The following is a 21,007-nucleotide window of genomic DNA, read 5'->3' on the forward strand; positions in this document are numbered from 1 at the left end:
AGCCGGCATAAGTCACTCGACATCCTTAGCGCCTATGTCCGCAACCATGATGCCTTCCGCGATCATGCCGGGCAGCAGTTCCTGTAGGCGGACCCGTCAGTAAATACGCCAATGTGGAGGCACGATAAAGTCGGCGTGGGTGGCTGGGCTATTGGACTCGATCAAGGTCATAAGAGCCCCAATCGTGCGATAGGCTATCGAGGGTATACCCCGATGCTACATAGCTGGAACGCTATGTAGAATCCGGGTCGTAACTTACTACTACTTTGAACACCCATACTTGGCGGCAAAACGACCGTCGTGGACTAAGTCAGCATAAAGCGGAGCGCCTTCTTGTCGATCTTTCCCACGCTGGTCCGGGGTAGAGCATCGACAATCTCGACACGGTCTAGCCGTGCGTAACGGCTTAGATCGCCACGCTCGATCGCTGCAGTTATCGGCGTGTTGATCGTATCAAGCGATGGTGCGCCGACCGCGGCTACGACCACTGCAACCGGACGCTCACCCCATCGCTTGTCCGGTACGCCAACAACTGCAACTTCGGCAACTTCGGGCAGGCTGGCGATCAGATCCTCCAACTCCAGTGATGGAATCCATTCCCCACCGGTCTTGATTACGTCCTTCAAGCGATCGCAGATGACGACCCGTCCACTCGAGCTGATCGTGGCAACGTCCTGAGTGTGCATCCAGCCGCCGCGCCACAGTTCGCGAGACGCCTCAGCGTTGCCGATATAACATGGCGTCAGCCACGGAGCGCGGACGACGACCTCGCCGCGCGAGACGCCGTCGTGCGACACGTCGCACATCGCTTCGTCGACGACACGCAAGCTGACCAGTGCGATCGGGATGCCGGCAGGCGTGAGGGCATCGACGTCGGATGCCGCGTCGGCAGAACCGGTGTTGCGACGCGCCATCGTGAGCGTCGGGCCGGTCTCCGACATGCCGTAGCCCGCGCCGATAGACATGCCGCGACGTTTCCCTTCTTCCCACAGTGCGTGCGTCAAGGCCGAGCCACCGATCGTCATCGTCCACCCGACCAGATCGGTGCCGGCCTTGTCCGCCGCGGCGAAGATCATCTGGAGCACCGTGGGCACGCAATGCGAATAGGTCACATGCTCGGTCGTTCGAAGCCGGCAGATCATGTCTGCTTCGTAGCGGCCTGGATAGACCTGCTTCACGCCTAGAAGCGTGGCCACGTAGGGCAGGCACCAGGCATGGACATGGAACATGGGCGTCAACGGCATGTAGACGTCGCCGATCCCAAAGCCGGGGTCACGCGTCGTCCCAAACGGACCCTTGGTGGCGAGCGCCAACAAGACGATCTGCCGATGCGAGAAGCAGACCCCCTTGGGATCGCCGGTCGTGCCCGTCGTATAGAAAGTCGTTGCGAGTGCATTCTCGTCGAACTCAACGAACGGGAAGACGGGATCCGCAGCCGCGAGCAGCGCTTCATACTCGCCAGCTCCCGCGAACGATGCAGGTTCATCCGCGCCGTCGTCGATCACCACAACGGCCGTGACGCCTTCGAGCGTCGGCAACAGAGCTTCGAGCGCGGGCAGGAAGTCGCGGTGGCAGATCACCACTTCGGCCTCGGCGTGACGCAGAGTGTAGCCGATCTGCGCGATGGGAAGCCGGACGTTGACGGTCTGGAGCACCGCGCCCATCATCGGGATCGCAAAATATGCTTCGAGATAGCGATGGCTGTCCCAGTCCATCATCGCGACCACGGTACCCTGACCGACACCCAGGCCGGCCAGCGCGGAAGCGAGCCGGCCGATCCGGACGCGCAAGTCGCGATACGTCATCCGCACCCGGTCGCGGTACACGATCTCCTGGTCGGCGGCCGATGTAAGCGCCGCGTCCAGCAGGTGTCCGATGGTGAGCGGAAAGTCGTAGGCTTCGCTGGCGCGAGTGGCGAAACGCAACGGCATGGCAGTCCTCTTCTGTATGTGACGCGAGTTCGCGCTTATTCGGAGGTGGTCGCGACCTTCGGTGCGAAGCCGGGGTCGAAGGCGTCGAGATCGGGCATCGCCATGACGGGCAATCGATCGAGACGATCGACGTGGTCACCGAGCGCGACGAGGATGCGCGATCGTTCGTCCGCGGCGACATAGGGTGTGTGATAGGCGACGAACGGTTCGAGGACGTCGAGACCAACATAGCCGAGCGAGCCTTGCAGGAAGTGACGCAACATCCCCGTCTCGAGGTCGCCATGGATCGAGCCGGGGCCGAACATATGATCGCGTCCGCCCAGACTGAACGCCGCCAGCGCGCGCTTCCCGGCCAGGCCGCCCGCGCCGTAGATCCTCCGTCCGCCATAGAAGGGCCCGGAAATGAAGACCCGGTCGATCCAGCCTTTCAGGATCGCGGGCACGCTGAACCAGAAGACAGGGAAGGTGAAGACGAGCAGGTCGGCGGCCAGCACCTTGTCGATCTCGGCGAGGAGGTCGGGCGCCAGCGTCCGCGTCTCGAAGCCGTGCCGCTGCTCGAGCGCATAGGTGAGATGGTCGGGTTCGCGGCGCTCGCCGAAATCGGCGGGCGACAGGACTGGATCGAACCCCATCGCATAAAGGTCCGACTGAGATACGGTCGCGCCGATCGCTTTCAGCCGTTCGCTGATCACGTCGCGCATCGCCGAGACGAACGAATCCGACTCCGAATGCGCGTGAACGATGTGCGCCCTCATGCCGGGAACTGCGAGTCGGGAATGGCGAACAGCGGCTCGGCGCCGGCGGCGACGCGGTGCTGCAACGCGAACACCTCGGTCAGCACCTGCTGCTGGAAGAACGCGGCGGTAGCGATCTTGGCCGACAGGAAATCCGGGTCGCCGTCCGCGGCGGCAAGTCGATCCACGGCTGCCGCAGCCTGACGGCCCATCAGCCAGCCACAGGTGACGAGGCTGAACATCCGCAGATACGGTGTTGCCCCGCTTGCCGCGTCCGTGATCCCAAGGTCGAGAAGACGATTGGTGATCGCCCGCAGCGTCGCGGACGCCTCGACAAGCACCGCCGCCCCGGCCGCCAGCGCAGGCACCGTACGCCAACCGGCCGCGTCCGTATCGATCTCGTCGAGCAGCGCGCGCCACGTCTCGCCATTCTCGAGCCGGAGCTTGCGCCGGACAAGGTCAAGCGCCTGGATGCCGTTGGTGCCTTCGTAGATCGGCAGGATGCGTGCATCGCGGTAATGCTGCGCAATTCCGGTTTCTTCGATGAAGCCGATTCCGCCGAATACCTGGATCGCCAGGCTGCTGACCTCGAGCGAGATGTCAGTGCATAACGCCTTGGTGCAGGGCGTCAGCAGTTCAGCGCGCGCGGACGCGGCGCGGGCCTCATCACCGGTGGCTGCATGCCCGCGGTCGATTTGCAGCGAATTGTAGACTGCCAGCGCCCTCGCGCCCTCGACGAGCGCGCGCATCGTCATCAGGTTGCGGCGGACGTCGGGGTGGTCGATGATGCGCACCGGCGTCCGCTCGCCTTCCAGCGGCGCGGACTGGACCCGCTCCTGCGCATAGCGTGCGGCCTTCTGATAGGCGACGTCGGCAATGCCGACGCCCTGGATGCCGACGCCGATCCGCGCATGGTTCATCATCGTGAACATCGCGCGGATGCCGCCCTGCGGCTCGCCGACCAGATAGCCGACGCATTCGTCATCATCGCCGTAGCTTAGCGACGCCGTCGCCGAGCCGCGCATCCCCAGCTTGTGTTCGATCCCGGTGCAGCGCACGTCGTTGCGCTTGCCGGGCCTGCCGTCCGCATCGGGCAGGAACTTCGGCACCAGGAACAGACTGATCCCTCGCGTGCCTTCGCTCGCGCCAACGATGCGGGCGAGGACGAGGTGGACGATGTTCTTCGTCGCGTCATGCTCGCCGAAGGTGATGTAGATCTTGGCGCCGCGTATGCGGTAGCTGCCGTCGTCCGTGACTTGCGCGATCGTGCGCAGCGCGCCGACGTCGGAACCTGCGCCGGGTTCGGTGAGGTTCATCGTGCCCGACCATTCGCCCGACACCATGTTCGGCAGGTACGTCGCCTTCAGCTCTTCGGAGCCGTGCGCCGCGATCGCGCGGACGGCGCCTGCGGTCAGCGACATGATCTGGCTGAGCGCGACGTTGGCGGCGAACATCTGTTCCTGGATGATCGCGGACAGCGTGAGCGGCAGGTTCTGACCGCCCCAGGCCTCGGGCGCTTCGATACCGTTCCAGCCCCCCTCGATCCATTTCGCGTAGGCCACGGCGAACCCATCGGGCAAGCGGACCTCGCCGTCTGTCCAAGTCGAGCCCTGCTGGTCGCCGATCCTGCTGACTGCGTAGAGTTCGTCCTCGGCCAGCTTGCGTGTCTCGTCGAGCACCGCCGCGGCGATGCCGGCATCGACATGCTCGAAGCCGGGCAGCTCGGCGAGGCGATCGATCTCGCCGGTGGTCTCGAGCACGAACATCTGTTCGGCCATCGGTGCGCGATAGGTCATGGCGTGTCCGTTCAGAACCAAGGGTAGAAGGCGGGCATCGTTGACGCCTTGGACTTGAAGTCGGGTGCGCGTTTTTCGCGAAAGGCGTCGACGCCTTCCTTCCCGTCGCCGATGCTGGTGTAGAACATCGCCAGCGAGTCGATTCGATGCGCTTCGACCGGGTGGGGCAGGGCAGGGTTGCGACGGATCATCGCACGCGTCAGCGCGATCGCGACCGCGGAGCGACCATCGACGATGCGGTGCGCCAGTGCCTTTGCCTCGACCAGCAGCGCGTCCGCATCGTCATGGATCGAACGAAGCAATCCCCCCTTAAGGGCGGTTTCCGCATCGAGGATGTCGGCGGTCAGCGTCCATTCCAGCGCGGCCTGCTCACCCACCAGCCGCGGGAGGAACCAGCTCGAGCAGGCCTCCGGCACGATGCCCAGCCGGCCGAAGACGAAGCCGATCCGCGCCTTCTTCGATGCCAGCCGGAAGTCCATTGCCAGCGTCATCGTCGCGCCGATGCCGACCGCGGCGCCGTTGATCGCGCCGATGACGGGCTTGAGGCAGTCGTAGATCGCCAGCGTCACGCGGCCGCCGGTGTCGCGCACCCCGCTACGGATCGCGGGATCGTCTAGCCGCTCGCGCAAATCGTCCATTGTTGGCGTCAGCGTTTCGGCCAAGCCGAAGACGTTGCCTTCCGCGCCAAGCTCCATCCCGGCGCAGAACGCCTTGCCTGCACCCGTGACGATCACGGCGCGCACCGCGTCGTCGTCGTTCACGCCGCGAAACAGGGATTCCAGTTCGTCCGCCATCTCGGGCGTAAAGGCGTTCATCCGGTCCTCGCGGTCGAGCGTGACGAGCAAGATGCCGTCGTCGAGCGAGGTGCGCAGCGTTGAATAGATCATCGTGCGGTCTCCTGCGGAAGGGCGGCCATCGAATTGCCCGGCACGCGTCCAGCCTGACGACGAAGCCATGATGCGGTCGCGTCGGGCGCGGTGAGGGGGATCATGTGGCCTCCGTCGATCGCCTCATATCGCGCACCGGGAATGGTCGCAGCGGTTTTCGCGCCGTGAAGTTCTGGGTCGAGGATCCGGTCGCCACGACCGAACAGGATGCCGACGGGCAGCGCGATATCACGGTAGAGTGGCGCGATCTCCGCAAGATCGCCGACGTTCGAGATCTCGGTCGAGGCGGCATAGATCGCCGATGGCCTGCTCGCCAGGAAACCGCCGCCACGCTCGCCGAAGTCGGCGGGCACCGGATCCGGGCCGAAGACGGTTTCCAGCGTACGCTTGCGCTTCACCTTGCCCAGCGGAACGGCGAGCGTCCGGGCGATGATCGCGCGGCGGACAGGGGAAGGGTTGACCAACGGCAGGAAGATGTCGGGGGCATCGTCCATCGGTTGGGTCAGCGGCGCGACCAGCGCCAGCCCGCCCAGAAGCTCGGGGCGTTTCGTCGCCAGCGTCAGGGCAATCGCCCCGCCGAGCGAATGTCCCACCAGCAACGGCTGATCCAGTTTGAGCGCCTTGATGAGGTGACCGATGATCGCCGCCTGCGCATCGAGGCCACGTCCCCCGACCCGGTTGTAGGTCGAATAGCCCGAGCCCGGCCGATCGACGACGATCACGCGGTAGTCGGACACGAGCCGTTCGGTCAGCGCATAGGTGAAGTTGCGCAGTTGTCCGGTCAGTCCGTGGATCATTACGATCACGGGCCCCGAGCCGATATCGATATAGTGCAGCCGCGCGCCGTCGACGTCGAGGAATCGTCCTTCCGGCGGTACGCGGTGCTCCGCGCTCCGCGCGCTCAGGCTGCTGAAGGCGATAAGACCGCCGATGATGCCGGCGCCGGCGAGTGCGCCGGATTTGACGATCGTCGATGTACGCACGGTCAGGCCATCCTTCCCAGAAGCCGCCAGTATCCGACGGGCATGATCCGTTCGACGACAGACGCCAGCTTCGCGTCGGAACCAACGAGGACGCGCGGGCGGCGTTGCTCGATTCCGCGGACGATGATCTCGCCGGCTTCGTCGGCGGGCATCTTCAGCGCCTTGGCAAAGCGCACCTGTGCGACGGCTTTCTCCGCCTCGGTTACCGCAGCGGCGACGCGGGCGTTCTGCGCGATGCCGGTCTTGACCCCGCCGGGATGGATCACCGTAACGCCAACCGGCGACTTCTCGGCCAGCAGTTCGTTGCGCAGCGCTTCGGAGAAGCCACGCACCGCGAACTTGGCGGCGGCATAGGCGGTCTGGCCGGGGGCGGCGATGATGCCGAACAGGCTGGACAGGTTCACCAGTTGCGCCTGCTCGCGCTCCTTCAATAGTGGCAGGAAGGCGCGCGACATCCGCACGACGCCCTGGAAGTTGATGCCGACGACCCAGTCGAACTCTTCCTCGGTCAGCTGATCGAACCGCCCGCCGAGCGCGACGCCGGCGTTGTTGACGACGATATCGACATGGCCGTGCGCGGTCTTCACGATGGCAGGGAAGGCCGCGACCGCGTCGGCATTCGCGACGTCGAGCTTGTGACGGGTTACGCGAACGCTGTTGCCGATCAGGCGTGCGGTCTGTTCGAGACCTTCGTCGTTCAGGTCGGCGAGCGCGACGTTGCAGCCGCGTTTCGCCAGCGATCGTGCGATCGCCTGACCAATCCCACCCGCCGCGCCGGTGACGACGGCGACCTTGCCGTCTAGGGCGAACCGCTTGCTCATGCCGCCTGCTCCCGAACACCGGTATCGCGCGTGTCGAATTGCAGAACCCCGTCGTCGATCCGGCCGGTGCGGAAGGCAAGTAGGTCGCGGACGTAATTCTGGTGAGTTTTCCACGGCGCCTTGTCACCCTGACGCGGAAGCATGTTCTGCGCGCGCTTGACGTAGCCCGATTGCAGATCGAGCATCGATTCCTCAAGCGCGGCACCCTCGGGTGCGATCGGCGTGGCGCTGTACTGACCGTGCGCGGCCATGTGATTGAGCAGGCGGCTGACATATTGCGAGGTCAGATCGCATTTCAGCGTCCACGAGGCATTTGTATAGCCGACCGCGAAGGCGAAGTTCGGAACGCCCTCGAGCATCGCGCCCTTGTAAAGCAATCGCATGCCGGGCTCGACGGTCTTGCCATCGACGGTGATCGATGCGCCGCCCATCATCTTGAGTTTGAGCCCGGTCGCGGTGACGACGATGTCCGCCTTCAGTTCCTCGCCAGACTGCAGGCGAACGCCCTCCGGGGTGAACCGCTCGATCTGGTCGGTCACGATCGTCGCCTGGCCGGCGCGCAATGCCGTGAACAGATCGCCGTCGGGAACGAGGCACAGCCGCTGATCCCAGGGGTTGTACTTCGGCGTCAGGTGGCGAGCGATGTCGAAGTCGGGACCGAGCAGATCCTTCTGCTGCGCGGCGATCTTGTGTTTGACGACGTCCGGCTTCCTGCGGGAGACGTTGTACACTAGGATGCTGTAGCCGATGTTCTTCCAACGGATCGCCGCGTCCGCGATACCCGCGGGCAGGCGGCTGCGAAGTTTCTCGCCGCGTTCGTCGTGCGCGGGCTTAGAGACGATATAGGTCGGCGAACGCTGCAACATAGTGACATGGGCAGCGCCCTTGGTGATCAGCGCGGGAACGAGCGTGACGGCGGTTGCGCCCGAACCGATCACGACCACCCTCTTGCCGATGACCGACAGGTCTTCGGGCCAGAACTGCGGATGAACGACGTCACCGTCGAAGGTGTCGAGCGCAGGCCAAGTCGGGGAATACCCTTCCTGGTAGTCGTAATAGCCGGAGCACAGGAACAGAAAGCTGCACGTCATGCGGCGAGGCTCGCCATCCGCGACGTAGGAGATCGTCCACAGCGCATCGGTCGACGACCAGGCAGCATCTGTCACGCGATGACGCATCCGGATCTTGCGATCGATACCGAACTCACGTGCGGTATCCTCGATATAGTCGCGGATGTCCGCACCGTCCGCGATCGCTTTCTCCCCGTGCCAGGGACGGAAAGGGAAACCCAGTGTCGTCATATCGGAGTCGGAGCGGATGCCCGGATAACGAAACAGGTCCCAGGTGCCGCCGATCGCGTCGCGCGCTTCGAAAATGGCCCAGGTGCGATCGGGCGATTTCGTCTTCAGCCAATAGCCTGCATCGACCCCGGACAGGCCGGCGCCCACGATCAGGACATCGAGATGTTCAACTTGTGACATCGGCAGCCTCTCCATGACTGCTATCAAACATGACAACGGTTGTTGTCATTGTCAACTCTGCTATCAGCGGTGAATGGCAAGCTCCTCTAGACGCTGGACCGGACGAACGCAGGAGGATCGCCGCGCGGAACGCCGCGAGTTGCTGATCGTCTCGGCAACACGGCTTTATGGGTCGCTCGGCTTTCGCAACACCGGTGTACGCGCCGTCTGCCGCGATGCTGGACTGACCGAGCGCTATTTCTATGAGAGCTTTGCCAATAGCGAAGCACTGCTGCTTGCTGCATTCGACCGCGTCGTATCTGCGTTGCGTGATCAAATCATGCGAGCGGATGCGTCTGATGAACCGCGCGATGACCGGGTTCGACGATTGCTTCGGGCCTATTTCGGTGCGCTGGCGGCGAACCCAACCGCTGCCCGTGTGTTCCTCGTCGAAATCGTGGGGGTCGATGCGGAGATCGACCGTGCGTTTGAGGCGTCGCTGTTCGCGCTTTCAGAACCGTTCGTAACGGTGTTCGACCCCGAGCATCGCGGGCCGTTATCGACCGATCTTCTCCTCCGACGAGGTGTGTCAGGGGGTCTGCTGCACATCGCGCTCGCTTGGGGTGCAGAGGGATATGCGCGTCCGATCGAGCAGGTGATCGAAACGGCCCTCGTCCTCTGCCGTCTTGCCGGTCTGGCAGACGACACCGATCAGAGTTGAGCCAGTGATCGATCAGCGCGTCCAGACGAGCTTTGCATTCGCGAACTCGCGCAAGCCGAACCAGGACAGCTCACGCCCATAACCGGACTTGCCGATCCCGCCGATCGGGACGCGCGGATCGGACGCCGAGATTCCGTTGACGAAGACCGCACCGGCTTCGATGTCTCGGGCGAGGCGTTGGCCGCGCTCCGCGTCGCTCGTCCAAAGTGCTGCCGACAGGCCGAATTCGGTGCCGTTCGCGATTGCCACCGCGTGCTCTGCGTCGCTGGCCGTCATGATCACGGCGACGGGCCCGAAGAGCTCCTCGCGCGCGGCGGTCATTCCCGGCTCTACGCCAGTCAGTACGGTCGGCAGGTAGTAATTTCCCGGGCGGTCCATGGCCTGCCCGCCGATCCGCAGTCGAGCGCCTTGCGCCACGCTCGCGCAAACCTGGCGGTGAAGCTCGTCGCGGCCGCGTGCACGAGCCATTGGACCGATAAAGGTGTCGGCGTTCATCGGATCGCCGATTGTCAGGGCTTTCGTCAGCGCGACGACCTTCTCGGTAAACACCTCAACGACGCTGGCTTCGACGATCAGGCGCTTGGCGGCGATGCAGACCTGCCCGGTGTTGAGGAAGCGCGACCGTACCGCAGCCTTGGCCGCCGCGTCGATATCCGCATCCGCCAGCACGATGAACGGATCGATGCCGCCGAGCTCGAGAACGGATTTCTTAATGTGGCGGCCCGCTTCGGCTGCGATCGCCGCCCCCGCTGCGACCCCGGCAGTGACTGTCACCGCGGCAATACGTTGATCCGCGATGACCCGCGGGATGTCGTCCTGGGCGATCGGCAAGTTGGTGAACACCCCCTCGGGGAACCCGGCCTCGATCACCGCGTCCGCCAGCAATCCGGCGCAGTCCAGCACGTTGTCAGCATGTTTCAGGACGAACCCGTTGCCGGAGAGGAGGATTGGCACCGCGGCGCGCAGGACCTGCCAGATCGGAAAATTCCACGGCATCACCGCAAAGACCAGACCGATCGGTTGCCACACCAGCGTCGCTGCGCCGTCGTCATGGACAGGCAGCGGCTCGTCCGCGAGCATCGCGGCACCGTTCGCGGCATACCAGTCGCACAGCCCGGCGCACTTCTCGACTTCGCCACGAGCCTGCGAAATAGGCTTGCCCATTTCCCCAACGATCGTGCGCGCGAACGCCTCTGCGTCGCGGCGCAGGATCGCGCCCAGTCGCTGCATTCGCTCACCGCGCATCGCGACCGGAACGGGGCGCCAAGCGTGCCAGCCCGCCCATGCGCGGTCGAGCGCAATATCGATACCAGCGGCGTCCAGCAGGGCATGGTCGCCGATAGGCTCGCCGGTCGCCGGGTTGATCGACGTGATGCGCGTCATGTGTCGAACCTTATGATCTGCCGGACGGCACGGCCGGAATGGAGTTCGTCGAACCCGATGTTGATGTCGTCGAGCGTCAGATAGCCGCTGACCAGTTGGTCGACCGGCAGGCGGCCGGCGCGATAGAGGGCAACATAGCGAGGGATGTCGCGGCTGGGCACGCAAGTGCCGATATAGCTGCCCTTCAACGTGCGCTCCTCTGCGACCAGCGCGACGACGTTGACGGCAAGCGCGGCATCGGGCGGGGGCAGTCCGGCGGTGACGGTCAGGCCGCCGCGCCGAGTCATCGCCACCGCGCTTTCCAGCGCCCGAAGCGACCCCGCCATTTCCAGCACCACGTCGCACCCGCCGTTCGTCAGCGCGCGGACCTGCGCGGCCGCATCCGCGCCGGCCGGGATCGTCGTGGTCGCGCCGAGTCCGCGCGCCAGCGTCAGCTTGTCCTCGAGCATGTCGATCGCAATGACCTGCGCTGCACCCGCGGCCACAGCGCCGAGTACTGCGGCCAGACCAACGCCGCCGAGGCCGACGACCGCGACCGTCTGCCCCGCCTTTACATCCGCGGTGTTCACGACGGCGCCGACGCCGGTGAGGACAGCACATCCAAACAGCGCGGCCTCGTGGAGCGGCAGATCGCGATCCACTTTCACGAGCGATCGGCGGGAGACGACCGCGTGACTTGCGAACGCCGAACAGCCCAGATGATGGTAGACTGCGCCCGTATCGTCGCTCAGCCGCCGGTCGCCGTTCAGCAGCGTGCCCGCGACGTTGGCCGCGGCTCCCGGACCACACAGTGCTGGGCGGCCTTCAGAACAGGGCAGACAATGGCCACAGCTCGGCATGAAGACCATTACGACATGGTCGCCGATCGCAAGGTCATTTACGCCGTTGCCCAGAGCTTCGATCACACCCGCCGCCTCATGACCCAGAGCTATGGGCGAGGGGCGCGGGCGGTCACCATTAATGACCGACAGATCGGAATGACACAATCCGGCAGCTACGACCCGAACCAGCACCTCGTCGCGTCCCGGGGGATCGAGGGATAGTTGCTCGATATTAAGTGGGCGGCTCTTGGCGTAGGGAAGGGGCGCACCCGGTTGCCGCAGGACGGCTGCCGTTATCTTCATGACTTTGGTAATCCATTTGGAAGCGCTTCTGTAGCGGGCCGATACCAAACACTTGGACACTCTGCGTCGCTTCTAGGGAGATCGCGCAGCTGGTTGATTTGACGCCACGACGCTGGAATGGTCAACAACGAGATCGAGACGTTGTAGAAGAGGAACGAGCGATAACACGTGACGCACTCCGGCCCCGTGCCGACTACCTCTGGTGGCAAACCATCACCACGCGCTGGAGCGACAACGACGCCTACGGCCACGTCAACAATGCGATCTACTACCACTGGTTCGACACCACAGTGAATAATTGGCTCATCAGTGCGGGCTTGCTCGACGTGGCAAACGGGGACCCGATCGGCCTGGTGGTCGATACGCAGTGCCGATACACACGGTCGATTACCTATCCTGAACCAGTAGAGATTGGCCTTTCGGTTTCGCGCATTGGGTCTTCCAGCGTGACGTATCGGCTGGGAGCCTTCGTCCCCGGTACGGACAATGCTGCTGCCGAGGCATTTTTTACGCATGTCTATGTCGGCCGCGACAGTCGTCGCCCCAAGGAGCTGCCGAGCGCGTGGCGCAAGCGAATGGAGAGCCTGAGCTGCCCATGAGGCCTTGGACGCTATTAGCTTGTTTTCCCACGCGATAAGCGGGAGCTGGCACCCCTTCATCACCGACGCTGCTATGACCGGTGCACCGGCTGAAGATCATCCATCGATCCAGTTGGCGCGGCTCGCTCGAGAAGCAGGCGTAGAAGATCCACCGATGCCTTCACACCCGTGGGATCTGATACCAGCATCTGTTCAATCGTAAGGCCACGAATAGCCCAGATGATAAGCCTCACGGTGGCACGCCGCGTATCGTCGTCTCCGCCAAAGCGGGCCTGCATCGTTTCAATGCCGGCCTGTTCGATGGCCATCTGAACAGGCTTAACGCGCTCGGCGAGCTCGCGATCACTTCGCGTGGCTTGGAGAATTTCGAGAACCGCCAGGCCTGATGGCTTGCTGAGCACTTCCCAAACAATGTCTGGCCAGTCTGATACCCGCTGGCCGCGGGATCCATCAGCGAGCAGGTCGCGGTAGAGTTCGAGTTCCTTCTCGTAGACCCACTGCACAACCGTTGCCATCAGTTCGGCGCGAGAGCCAAAGTGATGGGTCAGGGCACCTCGCGACACTCCGGCTTCATCAGCGATAAGCGCCGTCGTCGCTCCGCCATACCCCAGCCGATGCACCGCACTGACCGCGGCCTCCATGAGCGCGGCTCGGGTCTCGTTGGTTCGTTCTTCTTGGGTGCGACGCAGGCGCGTAGCCATCAGAGCCTCTCTCGTCATGTCGCGTCTTAATGCGCGCATCGCGGCTTTACCGACAAGGCTGTTCGCCAACAACCAAACAAACATACTTGCGTGTTCGTAATATCAATGCGAAGGAGCGCTTAACGGGACACATCCCGACATAAAAACGCACGGGAGAGGATCGATGAAGTTCGTTCATGTTCTGGCTGGTTGCAGCCTGCTGGCAATTGCCGGCGCCGCGCAGGCGCAAACCAGATCGGCCGAAACTCAGGCCGGAGCGACCTCTGCCCAAGTCCAAGTGCCGGGTGACGAATTACCACCGGAAACCACCGCGGAGCAGGGCTCTGTCGGCGACATCGTCGTAACGGCCAACCGGCGCGAAGAACGACTTCAGTCAGTCCCGGTGACGGTCAGCCTAGTCGACGGGGCGCAGTTGACGCGCCAGAACGTCAATGCCGTCGAGGATCTGGCTCGCACCACGCCGGCGTTGAACAACGCGGGTCCTCCCGGTTTCGGCGCCCTCAGCATCCGTGGCATTGGCGGTCTCTCATTCTCGCGTTCGTCCGAAGGCAGCGTTGGCGTCGTTGTCGATGGTGTATCGCTGGCAAACACCTCGACCAATCCGCCGCTGCTGTTCGACGTCGCACGGGTCGAGGTGCTCGAAGGCCCTCAAGGCACGCTGTTTGGGCGGAACTCGTCAGCGGGCGTCATCAACATCGTCACCAATGCACCCGATCCGTCCAGGGTCGAGGTGATCGCGCACGCGGACATCGGCACTCGCAACAACTACATCGCACGCGGCGCGGTAAACCTCCCGATTGCCTCTAACGCTGCGCTACGCGTCACGGGGTCATACAGTCAGGACCCTCAGGTTCAGCGCAATCTGTTCGACGGCACCTATGGTCGTCGCGAAGCCAAAGCTGGACGCGCTCGCTTCCTTTGGGAACCAACCTCGAGCATCACGGTCAACCTCGCTGCCGACTATACCGACAGTGACGTGAATGGAGGTACGCCTTGGGCAGTTTACTCTTCGAGCCCGACCAGTCTGCTTACGGCCCGTTTGAACGCCTGCGGTGTTCAGGTCGGACCGAAAAACCAGGAAGGTTGCGTCAATCCAAGCAACCTCACCTCGGCAACGAGTTATGGTTTCTCCGGTCAGGTCGACGTCGACCTCGGTGGTCCGACGCTCACGTCGATCACGGCTTTACGCCGTTCGCGGACAAACAATAACCAGGATGTCGATAGCACCACTGCCAACCGCTTGTTCCAGCGTACAAACGATCGGATCAGCAACTTTAGCCAGGAACTGCGGATCTCGTCACCGAGCACGGGCACCGTTCAGTACGTAGGCGGCCTGTTCTACTTTAAGAGCAATCTGAACAACGTTATCACTCAGTCGGGTCAGATTCTGGCTGATCTGCCGTTGATCCGCGCTTGCCCTTTGCCCGCAGCCGCTCTCTGCGGCCTGACATTGGGCCAGTCGCGGCCGTCTGCGACCAGCACCGAAAGCTATGCGGCTTTCGGTCAGGCGACGATCAACGTAGACGACCGGCTTCGCTTCATCCTGGGGGGGCGGCTTGGGCGTGAGGATGTGCGATCGTCATCGCCAGGTTCGACCACGGTCCCTGGTGCCCTTGCTGCGTTCACGCCGTCGACGGCGATCAGTGCTCGCGCTGCGGATACCTACTTCTCCTATCGTGTTGGCGCGCAGTACGACGTGACGTCCGACATCATGGCGTTCGCAACGTACACGCGGGGATACAAGGGACCGGCGACTAACGACACGGCGACCAGCGCCGCAACGCCGCTTCTGGTCAAGCCAGAAATCCCCAAGTCAGGTGAGATCGGCTTCAAGGCAACGCTGCCGGGCGGCAGAGCCGCCATCAATGCTACAGCCTTCTATACCAAGGTCGACAATTTCCAGGCGCAGTTCTTCGACGCGTCGATCCCGGCGTTCGTTTTCGGCAATGCCCCGGAATTAACGTCGAAGGGCGTGTCTGCCCAGCTATTTGGTCGACCGGCCAAGGGGCTAACGACCAATCTGGGTGTGACGTACCTTGATGCTAAGTATGGCGAGGGTTACTCGATTGCCAACTTCCGCAATGCGGTAGCCAGCGCAGAAGGTAAGCAGCTTGTCGGCTCGTCTAAGTGGAGCGTCACCGCCAGCGGCGAATATAGCACCGCCGTCTCGGGCTCGCTGAACGCCTTCGTACAGGCGGACATGGTTTACCGATCGAAGCAGTTTTTCAACGCTACGAACGATGCGATCCTGGCAGTCGACGGCGCTGCAATCTTTGGTGGCCGCCTCGGTGTTCGTACCGCTGATCAGCAGTTCGGCGTGTCGGTATTCACGCGCAATCTTTTCAACACATTCCGCCCCTCGACGCGCTTTGCGACGCCGATCGCGGCGCAGCAGCTCGACCCGCTGTCGTTCTCGCAGTTCGCAGGTCCGGAGTCTCGTCGCGTAATCGGGCTGTCGCTGGACGCCCGCTTCTAACGGAGACGAGATCACGGTGGTCGGGCTGACGTTTCAACGCTGCCCCACCGTGACTTGCTCGCTTCTATCAGGACATATCGGATGCACAACGATGACCATAATGAAGGCCAGCATGCGGTTACGCGCAGGCACGTCGTGAGCGGTTCGCTTGGTCTTACGGCCGCGTTGGCTGCCGGGGCAGTGGGCGCAACCGGGACAGCGCCCGCTGGCAAGCGGCCGGTGCCGGTGGCAGGCACCTTCCTTTGGGGCACCGCATCGTCGGCGCATCAGATCGAGGGAAATAACGTCAACTCGGACTTCTGGCTGGCCGAGACCGTCAAACCGACACTGTTCCGTGAGCCGTCCGGCGACGCCTGCGACAGCTATCACCGCTACGAAGAGGATGCCGCCCTAGCAGCCGGGCTTGGCTTCAACGCCCATCGGTTCGGCATCGAATGGGCGCGGATCGAGCCGGAGCCGGGACGGTTTTCCGAGGCCGAACTCGACCATTACGTCCGCGTCCTCGAATCTTGCCACAAGCATGGCCTCGCACCCATGGTGACGCTTAGCCACTGGACGGTGCCGCGCTGGTTCGCCGCCCGTGGCGGGTTCGAAAATGCAGAAAGCCCTGCTCAGTTTGAGCGTTTCGCAAAGAAGGTCGCGGAGCGTCTTGGGCCGTTGATGTCTGCCGCGACGACCTTCAACGAGTGCAATATCGGCCGTCTTGCGCAGTTCCTGTTTCATCTCGACACGCCGGAAGCCAAAGCGGGCGTCAAGGCGATGTTGGATGCGTGCGCCAAGGCGTCTGGTTCGGATCGATTTGCCAACGTCCTGTTAGGTGATCTTGCCAAATCCGAAGCAAACATGGTCGAAGCCCATCGACGCGCTGTGGCGGCTTTGAAAGCCGGGCCCGGCGACTTTCCAGTCGGACTGACGATCAGCATGCAGGCGATCGAGGGCGTTGGCGATTCTAACAAGGCATCGGCAGTCGCTGACCTGCTATACGGCCCTTGGCTGGACGCGGCCAAAGTGTGCGACTTTGTTGGTGTTCAGACCTACACGCGTATCCGGGTAGGCACCGAAGGCCCCTTGCCACCACCCGACGGCGCCGAGAAGACAGGGGCAGGGTACGAGTTCTACCCCCAGGCGGTTGGCAATACCGTACGGTTTGCGGCCGAGCGGATCGGCAAGCCGATCTACGTCACGGAGAATGGCATCGCGACTGACGACGACACCCGCCGGGTTGCCTATATCGATGGGGCTCTGAACGCCCTGCAAAAGGCCAAGGCGGACGGGATCGACATCCGCGGGTATTTTCACTGGTCGCTGCTCGACAATTTTGAGTGGACGGCTGGCTACTCACAGAAGTTCGGCCTTGTCGCCGTCGATCGAAAGACATTCGTCCGCACGCCGAAACCCAGTGCACGCCACCTTGGTGGCATTGCGAAGCAGAGGCGCTCGCTGTGAAGGGCAGATCGCTGCTGCTGATCGTCGCCATGAGCGCGGCAGCGTCCGTCGCCGCGCAAGTGCCGGTTGTAAAAACGGAGAAGACGTTGCGGTATGAAATTCCTGCCACCGTCTCGACACAGGCGAAGGCTGCACTCGAACAGGTGTATGGCTTCCTGAAGCAGATGGCTCAGGCGCCACAAGTCGCACCCGTCACCCAGGAGGACTGGGATCAACGCAACGCTCGTGCGAGCGCCGTGATCGGCCCGATGGTAAAGGCCAGCACCGACGGTCTGGGCCTCTTGGTTCAGGAAGCCGTGGTCGGTGGCGTGCCGGTTCTGCGGATTCGACCGCCGGGCTACACCCCTCGCAACCGGACGCTGATCTACGCGCATGGCGGGGGGTACGTCCTCTTCTCGGCGCGAACGTCGCTGACGGTGCCGGCCTTAATGGCGGTAGCGAGCGGCGATGAAGTGATCTCGGTCGACTATACCTTGGCGCCGCGGGGCAATTGGCGGACCGCGACCGATCAGGTGATCGCAGCCTACAAGGGCGTTCTCGGGACCCGTAAGCCAAAGCAAATCGGTATGCTCGGAGACTCCGCTGGTGGGGGGCTCGTCGCCGGCGCCGTGCTCAAGATGCGCGACCAGAATGTACCGCTTCCCGGGGCTTTGTACCTCCTGTCGCCTTGGGCCGACATCACCGACACCGGAGATACCTATACGACCCTCGCCGCGGCCGATCCGTCGCTCGACGCTAAGAGCCTCAAGTGGGGCGCTGACGCCTATGCAGCGCTGGCTGATCAGCGGAACCCTTACGTTTCCCCGGTCTACGGTGACTACACAAAAGCCTTCCCGCCAACGCTGATTCAGGGGGGCACGCGCGAAATCTTTGTCAGCAACTTCGTGCGGCAATATCAGGCGATCCGAAGCGGTGGTCATGAGGCGGCGCTCGATCTTTACGAGGGCATGCCGCACGTATTTCAAGCCTTGATTCCGAACACGCCGGAGACTGCGTCGTCGATCAAGTGCGCTGCCGCATTTTTCGATACCTATCTCGATAAGCACTGACTGAGATTACAGCGCGCCGCTGTTGCGCTTGCCAGCGCGACAGGCAGCGATGCCGGTTAGCTGAAGGAAGAACGGTCATTACCCAGACACCTGCCGAACATCCGCTTCCGCCGGGTCGTGGTGGCAACCTCTTCGCCGCAATCGGTTATGGAATCCGCGCACTCAAGGCGCTCCCCGCGCCGCTGCGTGAGCGTATCCTCGATCTGGTCGGTGGCGGCGTCAGCGCGAACCTGCCGCCTTTTCGCGATGTTCTGCGGCTCGTTGAAGCCGCAGGGGGAGTGTCGGATGGAAAGCGATGGCAAGCGAACCTTCTGACGGACAGACCTGACCTGCGCGCGGTGCGCATTCGCGACATCCACGATGACAGCCGCGGCCGGGTGCGTGCCAGGTTGTATCTGCCCCCCGAAAGTAGCCCTGCACCGACAGCGGCGTTGGTCTGGGTGCATGGCGGGGCGTTCATCATTGGTAGTCTCGATGCGAGAGAAGCGCATTGGCCGGCAATCAAGCTGGCTGCTGGCGGCATTCCGGTGCTCTCGGTCGACTACCGCATGTGCATCGAAGGGGTGCATTATCCAGCACCTCAGGACGATGTGCTGGCCGCTTGGCAATGGGCTTGCGACAGCGCAGAAACTCTCGGTGTGACGCGAGAACAGCTGCACCTCGGCGGTGGTAGTGCTGGAGCCTGCCTTGTTGCCGGAGCGACACTAAGGCTGCGCGATACCGGCAAGGCGCTCCCCGCTTCGCTGTATCTGGCTTATCCAGTGCTTGAGGGTCGTCTGCCTCCGGCCACCCCTGACATGCTGGCCGAGCTCAGCGCGTCGAAGCTGCCAGCGGACGAATGGATCGCCGAGATGTTTGCCACATGGGCCGGCGCGGCACGCTGGGACGATCCCTATGTCGCGCCCGGGCTTGCCGATCCGTCTGGTTTGCCCCCGACGTATGTACTGACGTGCGGACGCGATGCGCTGCGTCGCAGCAGCGAACCCTATGTCACCCGGCTGACGGAAGCGGGAGTCACGGTGTGGCATGATGTGCTTTCCCATTCGGAACACGCTCCACTCGATCGGCCCGGCACGCCGGACGGCGAACGCGCGGTGGCGCGGCTGGGAACATGGTTGCGCGCCGGCATCGCGGGCATGTCCGAGTGAACGCCGCGCAAGGAGATGATCAATGACCAAAGGCAGGTTGCTCAAACGCCTGATGGTCTTCCTCGCCCTTCTGGCAGCCATCGCGGTGGCTCTTGCGGCCTGGCTCATCCTGGACGCCCGCAAAACGCCGACCGGAATTCCGCAGTATGTTGCGCTGGGCAGTTCCTATGCCGCCGGTGCAGGTTTGGGACCGCGTCAGCCGGGAAGTCCTCGATTGTGCCAGCGAAGCGACGCCGGCTATCCCCCACGATTGGCGCGAAAGCTGGGATTGTCGCTGGTCGACATGACATGCAGCGGCTCGGTCACCGCGCACGTCCTGGTTGGCGGGCAGTTCTATCAGGAAGCGCAGATCCGTACGCTGCGCAGCGGAACCCGGCTCGTAACGCTGACGGCAGGCGGTAACGATGTCGGCTTTGTCCGCGACCTGTATCTAATGTCGACTGCCAACTCCGACACCGCTTTGGGCTGGGCAGTACGCAAGCTGTGGGGCGGACCGCCTCCGCCTGCGGAGCGTGACTTCGGAAAGCTGCAGCGCACACTGACGGCGCTCCTCCGGGAGATCCGTCGTCGATCGCCCCGGGCCAGGATCGTCGTGGCGACCTATCCCGCCGTGCTGCCGCCAACCGGGACATGTCCGCAGCTTCGCCTCTCGGCATCGCAAGCCGACGTCATGCGGCAGGTGCAGGCTGGGCTGGCTGCCGTGACCCGGATGGTCGGCAAGAAGAAGGGCGCGATCGTCGTGGACATGACCGCAATCGGGGCCGATCATAGTGCCTGCTCCGCCACGCCTTGGACAAAGGGGTGGGGAACGATTAGCCAGTCGCCGTTTCATCCCAATCGGGAAGGCGCCAAAGCGACGGCGGGTGCAATCGTCGCTGCGCTTGGCCGTATCTGATGGCGTCTCCGCACGAGTGGCAAGATGGCGCCCGACAAACATCAATTGAGTTCTTCATGGCCAGGGCAGGTTCTTCGGACGGCTCTCTCCGGGGCTCGGCGGCCAACGCGCATCAGGTCGAAGGTAACTTCTTCAATTCTGACTGCTTGGCGCTCGAGCAGGCAAGGCCTTGGCTGTTCGGGGAGCCTTCGGGCGAAACCGTGGAGCGTACCGGGACAGCGCGCGCATCCGGGCCTTCAAGCTCGGTACTGGGCATATGACGGTGGGCGTCGCGTTTGCACGGGAGACGACAGCGATGGGTCATCGAATTTCTCCCGAATATCGGGACGGCCCCGCTTTCAGACGCTACATGCTCTTCCTCGCGCTGGCTGCGCTGTCCATTGCGGGGCTTTGGGGTGCGCTGATCAATGTGATCATCCCGCTGCACGTGCAGCAGATCGAGTTTGCCCACCATTTCCGAGGTGCGGATGCAGCGATCGATCTGCAGCAGCTTATCGGGCTGAAGGCGCAGATCGCCTCGGGCCGTGTCGCGCCGACTGCCGAGCAACAGCGTCTCCTGAGCCTGCTGGCGCGGTTCGATTCAGCACGTGCCGCCAACTTGTCGATGATCCTGTCGATCGGCGTGTTCATGACGATGCTGGTCCAAGCGTGTGCTTGACTATAATGTGAAGCCCCGCGTGAAGGCGGACGGGTCGGGTGTCGATCTGGCGAACGTCAAGATGAGCATGAATCCGTTCGACGAGATCGCGGTCGAAGAGGCGATCCGTCTGAAGGAGAAGGGCGCGGTCACCGAGATCGTCGTCGTGTCGATCGGTGAGCAGAAGTCGCAGGAAACGCTGCGCACCGCGCTCGC

General features: G+C 63.4%; 18 protein-coding genes and 1 pseudogene. 9 read left to right on the forward strand and 10 right to left on the reverse strand.

Going from position 1 to position 21,007, the window contains the following annotated elements; genetic code table 11:
- Positions 1-305: 305 nt before the first annotated feature.
- The 7 genes from JAO74_RS18375 to JAO74_RS18405 are packed head-to-tail and all read right to left on the reverse strand — an operon-like array spanning position 306 to position 8,600.
- Entirely contained in the window at positions 306-1,931 is a 1,626-nt protein-coding gene (locus JAO74_RS18375) for a long-chain-fatty-acid--CoA ligase (RefSeq protein WP_199041763.1), read from the reverse strand.
- 35 nt (positions 1,932-1,966) lie between these two features.
- Entirely contained in the window at positions 1,967-2,686 is a 720-nt protein-coding gene (locus JAO74_RS18380; RefSeq protein ID WP_199041766.1) for an NAD(P)H-dependent oxidoreductase, read from the reverse strand.
- Positions 2,683-4,461 carry an acyl-CoA dehydrogenase gene (locus tag JAO74_RS18385; RefSeq protein ID WP_199041769.1) on the reverse strand — a complete coding sequence of 593 codons (1,779 nt, stop codon included), beginning with the start codon at positions 4,459-4,461 and terminating at the stop codon, positions 2,683-2,685. Before JAO74_RS18385 ends, JAO74_RS18380 begins: the two co-directional genes overlap by 4 nt.
- Positions 4,462-4,472: 11 nt before the next feature.
- Positions 4,473-5,348: a crotonase/enoyl-CoA hydratase family protein gene (locus JAO74_RS18390; protein ID WP_199041772.1), complete on the reverse strand. Its 876-nt coding sequence runs from the start codon at positions 5,346-5,348 to the stop codon at positions 4,473-4,475.
- Positions 5,345-6,331 carry an alpha/beta fold hydrolase gene (locus JAO74_RS18395; RefSeq protein ID WP_332908857.1) on the reverse strand — a complete coding sequence of 329 codons (987 nt, stop codon included), beginning with the start codon at positions 6,329-6,331 and terminating at the stop codon, positions 5,345-5,347. Before JAO74_RS18395 ends, JAO74_RS18390 begins: the two co-directional genes overlap by 4 nt.
- Positions 6,332-6,333: 2 nt before the next feature.
- Positions 6,334-7,152: an SDR family NAD(P)-dependent oxidoreductase gene (locus JAO74_RS18400; RefSeq protein ID WP_199041775.1), complete on the reverse strand. Its 819-nt coding sequence runs from the start codon at positions 7,150-7,152 to the stop codon at positions 6,334-6,336.
- Positions 7,149-8,600 (reverse strand): flavin-containing monooxygenase, encoded by a 1,452-nt coding sequence (locus JAO74_RS18405; RefSeq protein ID WP_332908858.1) that lies wholly within the window; start codon positions 8,598-8,600, stop codon positions 7,149-7,151. Before JAO74_RS18405 ends, JAO74_RS18400 begins: the two co-directional genes overlap by 4 nt.
- A 106-nt stretch (positions 8,601-8,706) precedes the next feature.
- Here JAO74_RS18405 and JAO74_RS18410 point away from each other — a divergent pair, with 106 nt between their 5' ends.
- A complete protein-coding gene (locus tag JAO74_RS18410) occupies positions 8,707-9,333 on the forward strand; it encodes a TetR/AcrR family transcriptional regulator (protein ID WP_199041781.1) in 627 nt (208 codons plus the stop codon).
- Between the two features lie 12 nt (positions 9,334-9,345).
- Here JAO74_RS18410 and JAO74_RS18415 read toward each other — a convergent pair whose 3' ends face one another.
- Both JAO74_RS18415 and JAO74_RS18420 read right to left on the reverse strand, forming a co-directional pair.
- Positions 9,346-10,716 (reverse strand): aldehyde dehydrogenase family protein, encoded by a 1,371-nt coding sequence (locus tag JAO74_RS18415; RefSeq protein ID WP_199041784.1) that lies wholly within the window; start codon positions 10,714-10,716, stop codon positions 9,346-9,348.
- The gene (locus tag JAO74_RS18420) at positions 10,713-11,840 is read right to left on the reverse strand and encodes a zinc-dependent alcohol dehydrogenase family protein (protein WP_199041787.1); all 1,128 of its coding nucleotides are present in this window, start codon (positions 11,838-11,840) and stop codon (positions 10,713-10,715) included. The genes JAO74_RS18415 and JAO74_RS18420 overlap by 4 nt, the downstream gene beginning before the upstream one ends.
- 98 nt (positions 11,841-11,938) lie before the next feature.
- Here JAO74_RS18420 and JAO74_RS18425 point away from each other — a divergent pair, with 98 nt between their 5' ends.
- Complete coding sequence (locus JAO74_RS18425) at positions 11,939-12,439, forward strand: acyl-CoA thioesterase (protein ID WP_233151238.1); 501 nt, start codon at positions 11,939-11,941, stop codon at positions 12,437-12,439.
- A 71-nt stretch (positions 12,440-12,510) separates the two neighbouring features.
- Here JAO74_RS18425 and JAO74_RS18430 read toward each other — a convergent pair whose 3' ends face one another.
- A complete protein-coding gene (locus JAO74_RS18430) occupies positions 12,511-13,209 on the reverse strand; it encodes a TetR/AcrR family transcriptional regulator (RefSeq protein WP_199041790.1) in 699 nt (232 codons plus the stop codon).
- 94 nt (positions 13,210-13,303) lie between these two features.
- Here JAO74_RS18430 and JAO74_RS18435 point away from each other — a divergent pair, with 94 nt between their 5' ends.
- From JAO74_RS18435 to JAO74_RS18465, 7 genes and pseudogenes are all read left to right on the forward strand, one after another.
- Positions 13,304-15,616: a TonB-dependent receptor gene (locus JAO74_RS18435; protein ID WP_199041793.1), complete on the forward strand. Its 2,313-nt coding sequence runs from the start codon at positions 13,304-13,306 to the stop codon at positions 15,614-15,616.
- Positions 15,617-15,697: 81 nt separating this feature from the next.
- Positions 15,698-17,062, forward strand: a complete 1,365-nt coding sequence (locus JAO74_RS18440; RefSeq protein ID WP_199041796.1) for a glycoside hydrolase family 1 protein — start codon at positions 15,698-15,700, stop codon at positions 17,060-17,062.
- Positions 17,059-18,111 carry an alpha/beta hydrolase gene (locus JAO74_RS18445; protein ID WP_199041799.1) on the forward strand — a complete coding sequence of 351 codons (1,053 nt, stop codon included), beginning with the start codon at positions 17,059-17,061 and terminating at the stop codon, positions 18,109-18,111. The genes JAO74_RS18440 and JAO74_RS18445 overlap by 4 nt, the downstream gene beginning before the upstream one ends.
- A 278-nt stretch (positions 18,112-18,389) precedes the next feature.
- A complete protein-coding gene (locus JAO74_RS18450; protein WP_199041801.1) occupies positions 18,390-19,259 on the forward strand; it encodes an alpha/beta hydrolase in 870 nt (289 codons plus the stop codon).
- A gap of 22 nt (positions 19,260-19,281) precedes the next feature.
- On the forward strand, positions 19,282-20,154 hold the full coding sequence (locus JAO74_RS18455; protein WP_199041804.1) for an SGNH/GDSL hydrolase family protein: 873 nt from the start codon (positions 19,282-19,284) through the stop codon (positions 20,152-20,154).
- A gap of 256 nt (positions 20,155-20,410) precedes the next feature.
- Complete coding sequence (locus JAO74_RS18460) at positions 20,411-20,812, forward strand: hypothetical protein (RefSeq protein ID WP_199041808.1); 402 nt, start codon at positions 20,411-20,413, stop codon at positions 20,810-20,812.
- Positions 20,805-21,007 (forward strand): annotated as a pseudogene (locus JAO74_RS18465) (electron transfer flavoprotein subunit beta/FixA family protein); the annotation flags it as partial. The gene JAO74_RS18460 and the pseudogene JAO74_RS18465, both read left to right, overlap by 8 nt.

The sequence above is a fragment of the Sphingomonas mollis genome, assembly GCF_016427505.1.
GTDB classification, from domain to species: Bacteria; Pseudomonadota; Alphaproteobacteria; order Sphingomonadales; family Sphingomonadaceae; genus Sphingomonas; species Sphingomonas mollis.

Coding starts and splice junctions, on each gene's coding strand:
- JAO74_RS18375 (WP_199041763.1), bottom strand. CDS start 1,931: ATGCCGTTGCGTTTCGCCACTCGCGCCAGCGAAGCCTACGACTTTCCG.
- JAO74_RS18380 (WP_199041766.1), bottom strand. CDS start 2,686: ATGAGGGCGCACATCGTTCACGCGCATTCGGAGTCGGATTCGTTCGTC.
- JAO74_RS18385 (WP_199041769.1), bottom strand. CDS start 4,461: ATGACCTATCGCGCACCGATGGCCGAACAGATGTTCGTGCTCGAGACC.
- JAO74_RS18390 (WP_199041772.1), bottom strand. CDS start 5,348: ATGATCTATTCAACGCTGCGCACCTCGCTCGACGACGGCATCTTGCTC.
- JAO74_RS18400 (WP_199041775.1), bottom strand. CDS start 7,152: ATGAGCAAGCGGTTCGCCCTAGACGGCAAGGTCGCCGTCGTCACCGGC.
- JAO74_RS18410 (WP_199041781.1), top strand. CDS start 8,707: ATGGCAAGCTCCTCTAGACGCTGGACCGGACGAACGCAGGAGGATCGC.
- JAO74_RS18415 (WP_199041784.1), bottom strand. CDS start 10,716: ATGACGCGCATCACGTCGATCAACCCGGCGACCGGCGAGCCTATCGGC.
- JAO74_RS18420 (WP_199041787.1), bottom strand. CDS start 11,840: ATGAAGATAACGGCAGCCGTCCTGCGGCAACCGGGTGCGCCCCTTCCC.
- JAO74_RS18435 (WP_199041793.1), top strand. CDS start 13,304: ATGAAGTTCGTTCATGTTCTGGCTGGTTGCAGCCTGCTGGCAATTGCC.
- JAO74_RS18440 (WP_199041796.1), top strand. CDS start 15,698: ATGCACAACGATGACCATAATGAAGGCCAGCATGCGGTTACGCGCAGG.
- JAO74_RS18455 (WP_199041804.1), top strand. CDS start 19,282: ATGACCAAAGGCAGGTTGCTCAAACGCCTGATGGTCTTCCTCGCCCTT.
- JAO74_RS18460 (WP_199041808.1), top strand. CDS start 20,411: ATGACGGTGGGCGTCGCGTTTGCACGGGAGACGACAGCGATGGGTCAT.